The sequence below is a fragment of the Streptomyces sp. NPDC053069 genome (genome assembly GCF_044546895.1).
Taxonomy (GTDB): Bacteria; Actinomycetota; Actinomycetes; order Streptomycetales; family Streptomycetaceae; genus Streptomyces.
Genome location: NZ_JBITZN010000007.1, coordinates 366594 through 381195, shown reverse-complemented (window position 1 = coordinate 381195; position 14602 = coordinate 366594). Strand labels below are relative to the sequence as shown.

Here is a 14602-nt window from a genome sequence, read left to right as displayed (position 1 = left end):
CGGAGCCCGCCGGTCGCTGCCGCAGGGCGCGGTGGAAGGCCGCGTCGGGGAAGCCCGGATCCCGTCCGGCCGGCGGGGAAGCAGAGGAGAGCGAGGTGCCCGCCGGGGGCCGGCACGCCCTCCGGCAGTGCGTGACGGCTGACGCGGCGGTGCGGCGGCAGATGAGGGAAGCGGCCGGACGTAGGGGTGCGGAGGGCGGACCCGCCCTCCCAGGCGTCTCCGACAGCCCAGGGGACCTGCTCAGTCCCGTGCCGCGGCCGGTGCCTCGCCGCGTGCCTCCACCTGGTCCGGCTGGGGCGTGGGGCGGCGTCGGCGCAGCAGCAGACGTCTCGCCGGGCACTCCACCGCCTCGTACAGGACCCAGGACAGTCCGAGCGCAATGGCGAACGCGACCGTGGTGACGGCCAGTCCCGCGAGCAGCCCGAAGTGCGGCTTCGTCCCGAGCAGATGGGTGCCGGCGCGCAGCACGAGCAGATGGACCATGTAGAAGGCGAACGACAGTTCACCGAGCCGTACCAGCCGCCGGCGCCGCCACAGTGAGGGCAGCCCCTGGATGTCCGCGACCGCCGCGGCCGGAATGAGCAGCGTGAACCCGACGATGGTGCACACGGTGGCGGAATAACCGGGCGTGACCTGCGGGACGAGGAAGTAACCGATGATCGCCAGGGCGAGCGAGGCCTCCAGACCGGGCCCGCGCCACCGGCCGAGCAGCACCAGCCGCGCGCTGACCGCGCCGAGGACGAACTCCGGCAGCCGGGCCGCCGGGAAGGAGTACAGCGCGTACGTCCACCAGTGGTGCGCGTCCGCCCAGGCCAGCACCATGATCGCCGCCAGCGACAGGGTACCCAGCGCGGCCGAACCGCGCGCGCCGAGCCGGCGGAGCAGCAGGAAGAGCAAGGGGAAGGAGGCGTAGAAGAACGCCTCGCAGGCAAGGGACCAGCTGACCGGGTTCAGCGTCTGCCACCAGGGGCGCCACCAGGAGTGGAGCAGCAAGAGGTTGGACACGGCCTGTTTCGGCTGCGGCCTCGGCTCGTGTGCCAGCGAGTACGCCATGACGAGGGCGACCGCCAGGGTGACCAGGTGCACCGGGTAGATGCGCGCGATACGCCGCCGCCAGAAGGCGAGCGCGCGGTCGCGGGGCCGCGCCGACCAGGTCAGTACGAAGCCGGACAGTACGAAGAAGAAGGACACCCCGGTGGCACCGGCACCGAAGCCCCAGGTCACGAGGCGGCCGCTGGTGCCTCCGAAGTAGCCGAAGTTGTTCACGTGCAGTCCGAACACCAGGAGCGCCGCCATCCACCGCAGCCCCGTCAAGGACGGCAGTGAGGGCATGGCGGCGGCCGGGGAATCCCTGGCAGTCGTCTCGCCGGTACGGGCGGGCGGCGTCGTCCGGAACGCCCGGGTCGTCGCCGTGGTCATCGAATCACCTGCCGGAGAGGATTGGCGTGGGGCATGAAGGGGTATCTTGCCCGTTCACCTCTGGTCCATCACGTCACATGGCAAACATCACACTCGCTGCCGAACGACGGACCCTCCCGGATGCCACGGACGGTCGGGCCGGGTGCACCCGTACGAGTGAGCACTTCACACCGATTTGATCGGCCGTCAGCCCACTGGACGAACCGGGTGACCACATCCCTCGAGGCCACCGGACCGGCGGCCCACCGGCAGTGACCTCGGATCGTCAACTGAGCTCGCTCCGCGGCGACTTGCAGCAGCGGCCGGGGCAGGGTCATGATTTACCGCTGAGCCGAGTGATGGTCAGTCAAGCTGCTACGTCGGCAAGCGCGTTGACGATCCGATCCCGAGTCATCCTCGATCTGCCGGGTACGCCGGCGGCGCTCGCGCGTTCGTACAGCTCGGCCTTCGACAGAGACGCCCGGCTCATCGGCCTTCTTCCTGCCGGAGGCCTGTTTCCCGCCGCCCTTGCGGCCCCGGGACCGGCTCTGCCCGACGCTCCGGCTGTCGGGGCACTGGTCCTGCCGCACGCCGGGGTGCGAGGCACCTTCCTCGTCGGCGGGCTGCTGACCGTCGACAAGGACGGTGACCGGCCCGAAGGTCAGGACACCGGTCCGGATCGGTCTCGCCATCGCTCCTCGCCTCCTGTCCAGGGGGCCGTCCGTCATCTGCCACCTGGTGGCCGGCCGGTGTGCCCGGCCAGGGGACGCGTGGTCCGCCCCGGGCCGGCCAGTCGCTCCGCCTCGGCCGCGGTGGTCTCGGCGTGCCGCCGGGCCTGCCGTACGGCGCGGTCGGTCTGCCGGGCCCGGTCCCGTGCCGCCTGCTCGTCCGTACGCGCCTGCCGCTGCTCCTCCTCGGCGTCGCGCAGCTCCGCGCGCAGCTCACGCACCCGCTGCTCCGCCACGGCGACCCGGTCGCCGGCCTGCTCCGCCTTTCGTTCGGCGGCCCGGGCTTCCGCCTCGCAGCCGCGCAGGTTCCGCTCGGCGTCGCGGGCGGCTCTGCGTGCCTCGTCGAGACGGCGCCGATGTGCCGGCTCGTCCTCGCGCTCCTCCGCCTTGCCGCGCTTCCTCCCCGCCGTCCCGCGAGCGCCCTCCTCTTCCTTCTCGGCGCGCCGCTTCGCTCCGGTCGCCGGCGGGGCGGCGGGACGGCGTTCGAGGACCCCCGCGTCGGTTTCCGGGAACCCGAACGCGGAGCTGAGAGGCTTCACCAGCCGTCCCGCGGCCCATTCCCCGGCGGCCTCCGGATCGGCGAGCACGGCGTGCAGGGTCTCCTCGACCTCGCGCTGGACGCTCTCGCCCACCGGACGTCCGGCCTGCGCCGCCAGCCGCCGGGCCTGCCGCCCGAGCGCGCCGATCACCTCACTCTGCCGACGGGCGAGCTTGCGCAGCTGCGGACCGTCCAGTTCACGGTGGGCCCGGCGGAGTTCCTCGCCGAGGGTCAGCAAGGACTCGACCTCCTCCCGCTGCCGACGTACGAGCAGATTGCTGACCCAGGCTCCCAGGCTCGGCCTCCGCAACGCACCGATCTGCTTGGCGAGGGCCGGGTCACCGGCCTTGCGGGCATCCAGGGCGCGGCGATCGCGGGCGGCGACGAAGTCCTCCGGCCGCAGCCCGTACAGCTCGTCGGCGACGGCGTCCAGGTCCACCAGCGTCCCTCTCGACGGCCACCTCGGGGTGAGAGTCCGAGTTTCTCACTCATGGGGGTTTTGTGATGAATAGGGTGCTTCATCCGCGCGCGGCGGGGCGATGAGGAATGCGAGGCGGGGGCGGGGAACGGCGCGACTTTTGATGCCGGCCCCCTCCCCTTCGGCGCCGGGAAGATCACCCTTCGGTCCCTCGCCGTAGACCGTCGGCGGACGGTGCGGGGGCGGCCGGGCCCGGCAGGGTGACCGTATGCAGAGGAGCGAGGGGATCAAGCGTGCACAGTTCCTGGCCGGCATGGCGTCCGCCGGCCTGGCCGCGACCGCGCTGCCGTCGGGCGAGGCCCGCGCCGCGCAGGGCGGACCGCGCCGGGGGCTGCGCCAGGGACTGCGCCACCACGGGGTCGTGTACACCGTGGGTGCGGGGGAGACGCCGGGTACGGCCTTCAGCGCGGCCCGGATGCGCAAGGACATCCGGGTCATCCGCGACGAGTTGCACGCCGACACCGTCGATGTGACGGGTGACGGGGTGGAACGGCTCACGGCCACCGCCGCCGAGGCGGCCGAGCGGGGGCTGGGTGTCTGGCTCCAGCCGACTCTCGGAGACGCCCCGGAACGGGACATCCTGGAACACCTGGCCGAGACCGGCCGGTTCGCGGAGCGGCTGCGACGGCACGGTGCGGCCGTGGACCTCAGTGTGGGCTGCGAGTTCTGGCTGTTCGTGCCCGGGATCGTGCCCGGCGACACCGTCTTCGAACGCATCCGGAACCTGCTCGACGGCAAGGTGGACCCGGTCGCGATGCAGCGCCGCCTGGACCGGTTCACGGCGAAGGCGGCCGCGGTCGGGCGGTCCGTCTTCCACGGCCGGCTGAGCTACGCCGCCGCGCAGGAGGACAAGGTCGACTGGCGCCTCTTCGACATCGTGGGCATCGACTACTACTCGTACTTTCCTCACCGGGCCGACTACACAAGGCAGTTGAGCCGCTATCTGCGCTGGGGCAAACCGCTGGCCATCACCGAGTTCGGCACCTGCGCCTACGGCGGGGCGCCCCGGACCGACGGCATGGGCTGGGACGTCGTCGACAACGCCAAGAAGCCCCCGGAGATCAAGGGCGACCTGGTCCGCAGCGAGCGCACCCAGGCGGCCTACCTGATGCAGCTGCTCGACGCCTTCTCCTCGATGAACCTGTACGCGGCGATGGCCTTCGAGTTCGTGACTCCTGACGCCCCGCACCGCCCGGGCGACCCGCGCCACGATCTCGACCTGGCGAGCTACGCCATCACCAAGACCCTCAAGGACCGCCCGGACGACCCCGCATCGGGCTGGCACTGGGAGCCGAAGGAGGCCTTCCACGCCCTGGCCCGCCGCTACCGGTACGCCCGAGCCGGACACGCGGACGTCCGCTGATCCGGCTCCGGCCGCCCGTCGGTGACCACCACCGCGGCTCACCCGTTCGGAGGATCGACCGGCTTGCCGCGCGGTCGTCGCCGACACGGGGCCACATGATGCGGGCATGTCCCGGACGCACCCGCCGGCCCGCTCCGCTGCCGATCGCCGTACCGCCCGCTCCGATCGCCGTACCGCCCGCTCCCTCACTGCGAGGGCAAACGCGAAGGCAAAGGTCCGGGCAGGCGCGGGAGAGGACGCGGAGATGGCCGGCAGGCGTCGTGACACGACCAAAATTGCATCGTTCGTTTTCTTGAACCCCTCGTGTTTATGAGGGTAGGTTCGCCCTCATGACCGCCTCCCCGCCCCCGACCACCGCCGAGGAGCTCCGCGGTGCCGGCCTGCGCGTGACGGCAGCCCGCGTCGCGCTGCTGGAGACCGTCCGGGCGGGCGACCACCTCGGCGTCGAGGCGATCGCCTCCGGGGTACGCGACCGCGTGGGCCACATCTCCCTGCAAGCCGTCTACGAGGCCCTTCACGCACTCACCGCGGCGGGTCTGGTCCGCCGTATCGAGCCGGCCGGTCACCCCGCCCGGTACGAGGGACGCGTGGGGGACAACCACCACCACATCGTGTGCCGGTCCTGCGGTGCCGTCGCCGACGTCGACTGCGCGGTCGGCGACGCGCCCTGTCTGACCGCCTCCGACCCCCGCGGCTTCGCCATCGACGAGGCCGAGGTCGTCTACTGGGGCACCTGCCCCGACTGTTCCACCGGCCGCAGTTCCTGAGCACCGAGTTCCGCACAGTTCGGAAGGATTGCCATGACTGAGAACCACGACGCGATCGTCACAGACGCGAAGGCGGAGGGGGCGAGCGGCGGCTGCCCCGTCGCCCATGACCGGGCCCTGCATCCGACCCAGGGCGGCGGCAACCGCCAGTGGTGGCCGGAGCGGCTCAACCTGAAGATCCTGGCCAAGAATCCGCCGGCGGCGAATCCGCTCGGTGAGGAGTTCGACTACGCCGAGGCGTTCAAGAGCCTCGACCTTCCGGCTGTGAAGCGGGACATCGCCGAGGTGCTCACCACGTCGCAGGACTGGTGGCCGGCCGACTTCGGCCACTACGGCCCGCTGATCATCCGCATGGCCTGGCACAGCGCGGGCACGTACCGCATCAGCGACGGCCGCGGCGGCGCCGGCGCCGGCCAGCAGCGCTTCGCGCCGCTGAACAGCTGGCCGGACAACGCCAACCTGGACAAGGCCCGCCGCCTGCTGTGGCCGGTGAAGAAGAAGTACGGCCAGAAGATCTCCTGGGCCGACCTGATGATCCTCGCCGGCAACGTGGCCCTGGAGTCCATGGGCTTCGAGACCTTCGGCTTCGGCGGCGGCCGCGCGGACGTCTGGGAGGCGGAGGAGGACGTCTACTGGGGTCCTGAGACCACCTGGCTGGACGACAAGCGTTACACCGGCGACCGCGAGCTGGAGAACCCGCTCGGCGCCGTCCAGATGGGTCTGATCTACGTCAACCCCGAGGGCCCCAATGGCAACCCGGACCCGCTGGCCGCGGCCCGCGACATCCGTGAGACCTTCCGCCGCATGGCGATGAACGACGAGGAGACCGTCGCGCTGATCGCCGGCGGCCACACCTTCGGCAAGACCCACGGCGCCGGACCCGCCGACGCAGTGGGCGCCGACCCCGAGGCCGCCGGCTTCGAGGAGCAGGGCCTCGGCTGGAAGAGCACCTACGGCACCGGCAAGGGCGCGGACGCCATCACCTCCGGTCTGGAAGTGACCTGGACCGCCACGCCGACCCAGTGGGACAACGGCTTCTTCGACATCCTCTTCGGCTACGAGTGGGAGCTGACCGAGTCCCCGGCCGGCGCCAAGCAGTGGGTGGCCAAGGACGCCGAGGCGATCGTCCCCGACCCGCAGGACCCGTCGAAGAAGCGCCTCCCGACGATGCTCACCACCGACCTGTCGCTGCGCTTCGACCCGATCTACGAGCCGATCTCGCGCCGGTTCCACGAGAACCCGCAGGAGTTCGCGGACGCCTTCGCCCGTGCCTGGTACAAGCTCACGCACCGTGACATGGGTCCGAAGGCGCTGTACCTCGGCCCGGAGGTCCCGGCGGAGACGCTGATCTGGCAGGACCCGCTGCCGGCCCGCGAGGGCGAGCTGATCGACGACGCCGACGTCGCGACCCTGAAGACCAAGCTGCTCGACTCGGGCCTGTCCGTGTCCCAGCTGGTCACCACCGCCTGGGCGTCCGCCTCCACCTTCCGCGGCAGCGACAAGCGCGGCGGTGCCAACGGCGCCCGTATCCGCCTCGCCCCGCAGCAGGGCTGGGAGGTCAACGAGCCCGACGAGCTGGCCCAGGTGCTGCGCACCCTCGAGGGCATCCAGCAGGACTTCAACGCCTCCTCCGGCGCCAAGAAGGTCTCCCTGGCCGACCTGATCGTCCTCGGCGGTGTCGCCGCGGTCGAGAAGGCCGCCAAGGAGGGCGGCTTCGAGGTCCGGGTGCCCTTCACGCCGGGCCGGGTGGACGCGAGCGAGGAGCACACCGACGCCGAGTCCTTCGAGGCGCTGGAGCCGACCGCGGACGGCTTCCGCAACTACCTCGGCAAGGGCAACCGCCTGCCGGCCGAGTACCTGCTGATCGACAAGGCGAACCTGCTGACCCTGAGCGCTCCCGAGCTGACGGTGCTCGTCGGCGGCCTGCGCGTCCTGGGCGCCAACCACCAGCAGTCCCAGCTCGGCGTTCTCACCAAGACGCCCGGCGTCCTCACCAACGACTTCTTCGTCAACCTGCTCGACATGGGCACGACCTGGAAGTCCACCTCCGAGGACCAGACCACGTTCGAGGGCCGCGACGCCGTCACGGGCGAGCTGAAGTGGGCCGGCAGCCGCGCCGACCTGGTCTTCGGCTCCAACTCCGAGCTGCGCGCGCTCGCCGAGGTCTACGCGAGCGACGACGCGAAGGAGAAGTTCGTCAAGGACTTCGTCGCCGCGTGGGACAAGGTCATGAACCTGGACCGGTTCGACCTGGTCTGAGCATCGCTCCGAGGGCGTCCGGCCCGACCTGCACAGGTCGGGCCGGACGCCCTTGTCGTTCGCCGGGCGGCAGGGCCTTCCGCCCCCGACCCTCACGGAATCGTCACAGATGATCTACAACGGTCACAGCCGATCCACAGTGGAAACCCTGGGTCCCGCGCCTCTGTCTCCCCCGGTGCGTACCGGCAGTGAGCCGGTCGGACACGTGCACCGGAATCGGGGGACCTCATGCATCACCGCAACACCATCCGCCTCGCCGCGTCGGCGACGGCCGTGATCGCTGCCGCACTGTCGCTCACGGCATGCGGGCCGGGAAGCGGCGACGGAACGGCCAGGACGTCCTCCCCGACCCCGGCCTCCGCCACCCCCTCCCACTCCGCCCCGACCGCCGCGAGCCCCAGCACCACGGCCACGTCGGCCTCGGGCTCCTCCGGCGGCGGCACGTCGGCCCCTTCCGGTGCCCCGGTCTCTCCCGTGTCCCACACCACGGCCGCCACGGCGCCGCCGTGCACGGTGTCGGCCGTGAAGGCGACGGCCTATCAGGCGGCCGACCGTCCGGTCGGCACCGGTACGGGCGCGGCCGTAGTCGAGTTCACCAACGTCTCCGGACATGCGTGCGTCCTGCGGGGCCACCCGACGGTGGCCGGTGCGGGCAACGGTTCCCCCGAGCACAACAGCCCGCTGAAGGTGACCCCCACGGGCACCACGTCGGCCGTACGCCTGGCACCGGGCGGGAAGGCATGGGTGAAGCTGACCTTCCACCAGGTCCAGGGCGAGGCCGACGGCTACTGCAAGTCCGGCGCGACGCCCGTCGTCTACCCCACGCTCGTGGTCGGCCTGCCCGGCTCCGGGGCACACCAAGTCGCCCTCACCGACGGTGAGTTCGCCGAGTGCGACAATGTCGTCCTCGCGACCGCGGTCACGGCGGCGAAGCCGGCCTGACCGGCACTCCGTCAGCGGGCGGCCCCGGCGCGGACGGCGGCCGGGGCAGGCCCTGTCGGTCGTCACACGTCGCGGTGATGGGCGAGGACCAGCGTCAGACAGACCGCGACGAGCGGCCAGACGGCGTAGGTGATCCATGAACCGGCGATCGTCTGGGGGTAAGGGCCCTGGCCGAAGGGATGGCTTACGGTGACGAGGTTCTCCCAGGCGGTGCGGGGCAGCGCGTGGGAGATGTCGGCGCCGATGCGCCGGCTGTCGCCGAAGACGTCGGGCAGCAGGAGCAGGACCCCGGCGGTGGTCACCAGGGTGGTCGCGCCGTGCCGGATCACCGCGCCGAAACCCATGCCGATGAGCGCGGACACCGGCGCGAGCAGGGCGGAGGCGGTGACGGCCCGCAGCACGCCCGGACAGCCGATCGGCACGTCGATGTGCCGGCCGGACAGGATGCCTTGGCTGACGGCGAACGAGGTCGTCGAGACCAGCGCGCCGAACACCAGCAACACCGCCGTCACCACGGTGACCTTCGCGGCCATCACCTGGCGGCGGGCGGGCACGGCCGAGAAGGTCGTGCGGATCAGCCCCGTGCCGTATTCACCGGCGACGCTGATGGCGCCGATACTGCCGGCGGTGAGGATGAGGATCATGGCGCAGTTCTGGTTCATGGCGTCGCGCAGGGCCCAGATCGGTACGAACAGGGCCCGGATGCCGGCGTCGTAGAGGGGCCAGTTGCGGTAGTCCGCGACGGCGGCGTTCGCGCTGTTGCCGATGACGGCGAGGGCGGAGAGCGCGAAGGCCCAGCGCATCGAGCGCAGTGACCACATTTTGAGCCATTCGGCCACGAGGAGGTCGAGGAAGCGGGCACGGGGCTCGTCGCCCGGCGGGGCGGGCCGTGCGGACGGTGCGGCTGCGGATGGGGACATGCGGCTCATCGGACTTCTCCGAGTTCTCCTGCTTGTGCTGCGAGGTATGCGACGCGGCCGACGGTGAGTTCCATGAAGGCCTCCTCCAGGGAACTCCCGCGGGTGGCCAGTTCCTGGAGGGTGATGCGGTGGTGGGAGGCGAGCTCGCCGATACGGGCGGCGTCCATGCCGGTCACCGTGAGCGCCTGCCCGCCCTCCGGCCGTACCGAGGCGCCTTCCGCGGTCAGTACGGCGGTCAGGGCGGCGGAGTCGGAGGTGCGGACGGCGACCGACCTGCGGGTGCCGCGGGCGGCGAACGCCACAAGGCTCTCGGAGGCGACCAGCTCACCATGGTCGATGACGACGAGATGGTCGGCGGTGTTCTCCATCTCGCTCATCAGATGGCTGGAGACGAAGACGGTACGGCCCTCGGCGGCCAGCCGCCGGAACAGCCCGCGCACCCACAGCACGCCCTGCGGGTCCAGGCCGTTGAACGGTTCGTCGAACAGCAGCACCGGCGGATCGCCCAGCAGTGCCGCGGCGATGCCGAGCCGCTGCTTCATACCGAGGGAGAACCCGCCGATCCGTCGCCGGGCCGCTCCGGCCAGGCCCACCTCGTCCAGGACTTCCGTCACCCGCTGCCGCGGTATGCCGTTGCTGCGGGCGAGGATCGCCAGGTGCGCCTGTGCGCTGCGCCCGCCGTTGACGTCGCCGGCGTCGAGCAGCGCTCCGACGTGGCGCAGCCCGCGCGCCCGTTCCCGGAAGGGCCGCCCGCCGACCGTGGCGGTTCCGCTGGTGGGAGCGTTCAGCCCCGTGATCACCCGCAGTGTGGTGCTCTTGCCCGAGCCGTTGGGGCCCAGGAATCCGGTGACACGACCGGGACGGACGGTGAAGGTCAGATTGTCCACGGCCACGGTCCGGCCGTAGTGCTTGGTGAGTTCATGGACGTCGATCACCCTGGCAACGCTGCCGCGTCCGGCCTCGGCCGGGCATCGCGCGGACGGTGACACCTGCGCGGGCGCGTGTCAGCCGTGGTTGTACAACCGCGGCCCGATCCCCGGTGAAGATCACTCGGTTACGATCGGCGCATGTCCACCACACGCGCCTTACTGCTGCTCAAGCGTGTGCCGCCGGGCGTGTGGGCGACCCTGACATGGTGTGTCTGCGCGGCCACGGCGTACACGACCCGCATGTCCGACGGAAACCCGCGTCCGGTCATGCAGTGCTTTCCGCCCGAGGGCATGGACCGCCAGGCAAGGTGCCGGCTGTTCCTGGTCGCGGACCCGGACGGGACGCCGGGGGGCACGTGGTTCCTGGCCGCCGGCTTCGTTCTGGCGCTGACCGGTGGTGTTCTGCTGCACCGCCGTCCGCTGGCGGGTGTCGCCCTGCTGCTCGCGGGTTCCGCGGCCGGGACTGCGGGACTTCACGTGGCCCGGCTGCCGTTCCTTCAGTTCCTGTCGGCCGACGTCGCCTTGTTCTTCGTCGCCGTGACGCGGCCGCGCCGCACCGCGGTGACGGCGACCGCCGTGTCCCTGGGCGTGATGGCCGCCTGCGCCGTCGCGCAGCTGCTGCTCGCCGGCTCCCTCGACTCGACGGGGCCGGCTGTCGCTCTGACGGCCGTGGTGCTCACGGCCGTCATCGCCTGGCTGACCGGCGATGCGCTGCGGCGCAGCCGCGAGTACGCGGAGCGGCTGAGCGCCCAGGCCACGGCATCGGCGGTCATGGCCGAACGGCTGCGGATATCAAGGGAGTTGCACGACGTGGTCGCGCACAGCATCGGCATCATCGCCCTCCAGGCGGGTGCCGCGGGTGAGGTCCTCGACACCCAGCCGGCCCGGGCCCGTGAAGCGCTGAAGGTCATCGAGACCAGCGGCCGGGAGACCCTGTCGGGTCTGCGCCGGATGGTCGGCGCGCTCCGCCAGGCCCAGCCGCGACCGGGCGTGGACGCCGCGTCCGCGGAACCCGCGCCGCTCGACCCCGTGCCCGGTCTGGCCGGCCTCGACCGGTTGGCCGAGGTGACGACCGCCGCCGGTGTCCGCGTCGCCGTGCGGCGGCACGGGCAGCCGCGGCCGCTCCCCCAGGAGATCGACCTGTCGGCCTTCCGTATCGTCCAGGAAGCGGTCACCAACGTGGTACGGCACGCGCGCACCGACTCCTGCCAGGTGACCGTCGACCACCGGGACGACGCGTTGGTCATCGACGTCCTCGACGACGGCCGCGGCCGTGGCGCCGGCGGGGCCACCGGGTACGGACTGGTGGGAATGCGCGAGCGGGTCGGTCTGCTGCACGGCGAACTGTCCGCGGGCCCTCGCCCCGAAGGCGGATTCCGGGTGACGGCCCGGCTGCCCCTGCCCCAGGAGGCCCGATGAGCGTCCGCGTCCTCCTCGCCGACGACCAGCCGCTGGTACGCGCCGCCCTGGAGATGTCCATGGCCAACGCAGCCGACCTCGAAGTCGTCGGGGAGGCGGGCACCGGCGCCGAAGCGGTCCGGCTGACCGGGGAACTGCGGCCCGACGTCGTCGTCATGGACATCCGCATGCCCGGCATGGACGGCATCGAGGCCACCCGGATCATCACCTCGGGCCCCGGAACCGCGAGGGTCGTCGTGCTGACCACCTTCGACGACGACGAATACGTCTACGGCGCCCTGCGCGCCGGCGCCTCCGGCTTCCTCGTCAAGGACATGGCCGTGCCCGACATACTCGCCGCCGTCCGTGTCGTCGCCGCCGGCGACGCCCTGATCTCCCCGAGCGTCACCCGCCGCCTCATCGAGGAGTTCGCCCGGCGCCCCGGCCCCGCCCGGCCCCACCGCGACCTGGCCGGCATCACCCCGCGCGACCGTGAAGTCCTCACTCGCATCGGGCAGGGCATGTCCAACACCGAGATCGCCGCCGACCTGTTCATCAGCGTCGCCACCGTCAAGACCTATGTGACCCGGCTGCTCAGCAAACTCGACGCCCGCGACCGCGTCCAGTTGGTGATCACCGCCTACGAGACGGGCCTGGTGGCACCCTCCCGATGAGCCGCCCACGGCCCCGGCGGGCACACCGCCGCCGGCCGGGTCCGCGCCCTCCGCATCAGCGAGGCCACGACCGATGTGCGGCCCGCCGCGTGGGCGCGCGCCACCACATCGCACCGGCAACCGCCCGGCCACTCACACCTGCACGGCGCTGACGCGCACGTGCCCTTCACCGACGCAGCACCTCGAACGCCTCCCGCCCCGCACCCCCGATCGCAAGGTCGACATCCGCCGCAAGCCCCGCGCAGCGGTCCGCGCGCGTCAGCGCGGCCACCGCCACCCGGTCTCCCGACTCCGCCTCGACCACACCGATCTCGTGCCGCAGATGCAGAAACGTGCCCGTCTTCCCGCTCCACCGCAACGTGTCCGTCCGCAACTCGCTCGCCAGCCGGTGCGTGAAGACCTGCAGGCCCATCAGCCGCCGCAACTCCGCCGTCGCCCCGGGAACGGATATCCCATCGCACCACACCCGCTGCAACAGCCCCACCAACGCTGCGGCCGATCCCGCGTTCGCGTACGCAGGATCCAGGGTCTGGATGGTGTGCCGATCGGCCTGCTCGTCCCGCACGGCCAGCTCCAGCGCGAGGGAGAAATCGTTCCCCGCCGCGCCGGCGGCACACTCGTACATGTGATTCATCCGGTGCCGCATCCGGATGTCCCCGCACCCCCAGTCACGCAGCCGCGCGTCCACGTCCGCGACCGGCACCAGATCGAGCAGGGTGTCCGCCGCCGCATTGTCGCTCACCGACAGCATCTGCAGGAGCAGGTCGCCGACCGCAACGGTCGCCGGGTACCGGAACGCCGCGAGCCCGGTGGGACCCACGCTGCTGTGTGCCGGGTCGACCGTCACCGAGTGCGCCGGGTCGAGGTCCCCGTCCGCGATCCGGTCCAGTACGACGAGGGCGAGCGGCACCTTCACCACCGATGCGAGCGGCACCATCTCCTCGACGTCGAAGCCGAGTTGCTCGCCCGTGTCGAGGTTCCGGGCGAGGAACGAGCCGCGCACACCGAGGGCGGCCCAGTCCGCGGCGATCGCCTCGGCGACGTCCAGGAGCACGCCGTGGTCGCCGACGTACACAGGGTGGTGCACCGGTGCCGCGCTCATCCGCGTGCCGCCAGCCGCGCGGGGGCGTGCTCGGCACCGGGGCCCGGGGCGCCGGGCCCGGAGGCGACGGCTCCCACGGCGGACGCCAGCAGCGGCGTCAGCCAGTCCGGCACGCCTGCCGCGCCGGCCCGGTCCGGGGCGGCGCTCACGTCGTACCCGCGGTGCAGTGACCGGTCGGCCAGCGGGGCCCAATGTGCCCCGTGCTGCCGGGCGAACGGTTCGGCGCACAGCAGCAGCGCCCGCCCGGCCAGGGTCTCGGCGAGCGCGGTGGCCGCGGACCCGGCCGGCCGGAACCGGCCCGGGGGCAGCCCGGCCCGGGCGGCGGCACGGTCCAGACGGTCCTCGCAAGCGGGCACATGATCCTCCGGCAGCGTCAGCACCGGAAGCGGCGCATGAGGTTCGGCGGTACGGCGACGGCGGGGCCGCAACTCCTCCAGGTGGACCGAGCGCAGGGGACCGTCGTACGCCGGGAACCGCTCGCTGTCCGCTGCCTCGGGCGCCGACGCAAGGCCCAGCGGCACCCGGAACACGCCCCGCTCCGGAGGAACCCGCACGAGCGCGTAGCCGAGGGAGCCGTCGGCCAGCCCGGAAACCCTTTCCTGCGGCGGCAGTTCACGCATGCCGAGGGTGATTCCGCGCTCGGCCCCGGCGCGGATCGCGCGTGCCAGCGCCGCCGGTGCGCAGTGCGCGGGCACGCCGACGGCGCGCATCCGCGTCCGCGCGGCCGCACCGGCGACCTGCCGCAGCCGCTGGGCCCGCTCCAGCACGTCCCGTGCGTACGGCAGCAGCAGCACTCCCAGTTCCGTGGTCGTGATCTGCCGCCGCGAACGGTCGAACAGCAGGCCGCCGAAGTGCTCCTCCAGCGTCTTGATACGGCGACTGAGCAGCGGCTGGGCGATACCGAGCCGGTCGGCCGCCCGGGAGAAGCCCGCCTCGTCGGCCGTCGCGACGTACGCCTCCAGGTGCGCAAGGAGATCCATCCTGCACTCATATCAATAAGGCATGTTCTGTTCAAAGTTCCCTCTTGGACATGAGAGGAGTCCGCCTGTTTCGCTGGTCCCGTCGAAGATCCACGACTCCGATCACGGACGACCCAGGAGGACTGT

At 72.0% G+C, this 14602-nt stretch carries 13 protein-coding genes; 6 read left to right on the top strand and 7 right to left on the bottom strand.

The features are described 5' to 3' along the window. Positions 1 to 240: 240 nt before the first annotated feature. Both ACIGXP_RS19065 and ACIGXP_RS19060 read right to left on the bottom strand, forming a co-directional pair. Complete coding sequence (locus tag ACIGXP_RS19065) at positions 241 to 1419, bottom strand: acyltransferase family protein (RefSeq protein WP_399769670.1); 1179 nt, start codon at positions 1417 to 1419, stop codon at positions 241 to 243. 703 nt (positions 1420 to 2122) lie between these two features. Then, positions 2123 to 3103 carry a hypothetical protein gene (locus ACIGXP_RS19060; protein WP_399769668.1) on the bottom strand — a complete coding sequence of 327 codons (981 nt, stop codon included), beginning with the start codon at positions 3101 to 3103 and terminating at the stop codon, positions 2123 to 2125. Between the two features lie 247 nt (positions 3104 to 3350). Here ACIGXP_RS19060 and ACIGXP_RS19055 point away from each other — a divergent pair, with 247 nt between their 5' ends. From ACIGXP_RS19055 to katG, 3 genes are all read left to right on the top strand, one after another. Then, positions 3351 to 4505 carry an abortive phage infection protein gene (locus tag ACIGXP_RS19055; protein ID WP_399769666.1) on the top strand — a complete coding sequence of 385 codons (1155 nt, stop codon included), beginning with the start codon at positions 3351 to 3353 and terminating at the stop codon, positions 4503 to 4505. A 329-nt stretch (positions 4506 to 4834) separates the two neighbouring features. After that, positions 4835 to 5272 (top strand): Fur family transcriptional regulator, encoded by a 438-nt coding sequence (locus ACIGXP_RS19050; protein ID WP_363220427.1) that lies wholly within the window; start codon positions 4835 to 4837, stop codon positions 5270 to 5272. Between the two features lie 33 nt (positions 5273 to 5305). Next, positions 5306 to 7531 (top strand): catalase/peroxidase HPI, encoded by a 2226-nt coding sequence (gene katG, locus ACIGXP_RS19045; protein ID WP_399769663.1) that lies wholly within the window; start codon positions 5306 to 5308, stop codon positions 7529 to 7531. A gap of 233 nt (positions 7532 to 7764) precedes the next feature. Here the strand turns inward: katG and ACIGXP_RS19040 are convergent, their stop codons facing one another. After that, the gene (locus ACIGXP_RS19040) at positions 7765 to 8043 is read right to left on the bottom strand and encodes a hypothetical protein (protein WP_399769661.1); all 279 of its coding nucleotides are present in this window, start codon (positions 8041 to 8043) and stop codon (positions 7765 to 7767) included. Between the two features lie 10 nt (positions 8044 to 8053). Here ACIGXP_RS19040 and ACIGXP_RS19035 point away from each other — a divergent pair, with 10 nt between their 5' ends. Next, entirely contained in the window at positions 8054 to 8473 is a 420-nt protein-coding gene (locus ACIGXP_RS19035) for a DUF4232 domain-containing protein (RefSeq protein ID WP_399769659.1), read from the top strand. A gap of 62 nt (positions 8474 to 8535) precedes the next feature. On the opposite strand, the gene ACIGXP_RS19030 is transcribed toward ACIGXP_RS19035, so the two are convergent. Both ACIGXP_RS19030 and ACIGXP_RS19025 read right to left on the bottom strand, forming a co-directional pair. After that, complete coding sequence (locus ACIGXP_RS19030) at positions 8536 to 9393, bottom strand: ABC transporter permease (protein WP_363220510.1); 858 nt, start codon at positions 9391 to 9393, stop codon at positions 8536 to 8538. A 5-nt stretch (positions 9394 to 9398) separates the two neighbouring features. After that, positions 9399 to 10328, bottom strand: a complete 930-nt coding sequence (locus tag ACIGXP_RS19025) for an ATP-binding cassette domain-containing protein (protein ID WP_363220509.1) — start codon at positions 10326 to 10328, stop codon at positions 9399 to 9401. A 132-nt stretch (positions 10329 to 10460) separates the two neighbouring features. Between ACIGXP_RS19025 and ACIGXP_RS19020 the strand changes: the two genes are divergently transcribed. Together ACIGXP_RS19020 and ACIGXP_RS19015 are read left to right on the top strand one after the other, a co-directional pair. Then, positions 10461 to 11741 (top strand): sensor histidine kinase, encoded by a 1281-nt coding sequence (locus tag ACIGXP_RS19020; RefSeq protein WP_399769656.1) that lies wholly within the window; start codon positions 10461 to 10463, stop codon positions 11739 to 11741. After that, positions 11738 to 12394, top strand: a complete 657-nt coding sequence (locus ACIGXP_RS19015; protein WP_399769654.1) for a response regulator — start codon at positions 11738 to 11740, stop codon at positions 12392 to 12394. Before ACIGXP_RS19020 ends, ACIGXP_RS19015 begins: the two co-directional genes overlap by 4 nt. Positions 12395 to 12560: 166 nt before the next feature. On the opposite strand, the gene ACIGXP_RS19010 is transcribed toward ACIGXP_RS19015, so the two are convergent. Together ACIGXP_RS19010 and ACIGXP_RS19005 are read right to left on the bottom strand one after the other, a co-directional pair. Continuing rightward, positions 12561 to 13481: a serine hydrolase gene (locus ACIGXP_RS19010; RefSeq protein WP_399769652.1), complete on the bottom strand. Its 921-nt coding sequence runs from the start codon at positions 13479 to 13481 to the stop codon at positions 12561 to 12563. A gap of 11 nt (positions 13482 to 13492) precedes the next feature. Next, positions 13493 to 14476: a LysR family transcriptional regulator gene (locus ACIGXP_RS19005; protein WP_399769650.1), complete on the bottom strand. Its 984-nt coding sequence runs from the start codon at positions 14474 to 14476 to the stop codon at positions 13493 to 13495. Between the last annotated feature and the right edge of the window lie 126 nt (positions 14477 to 14602).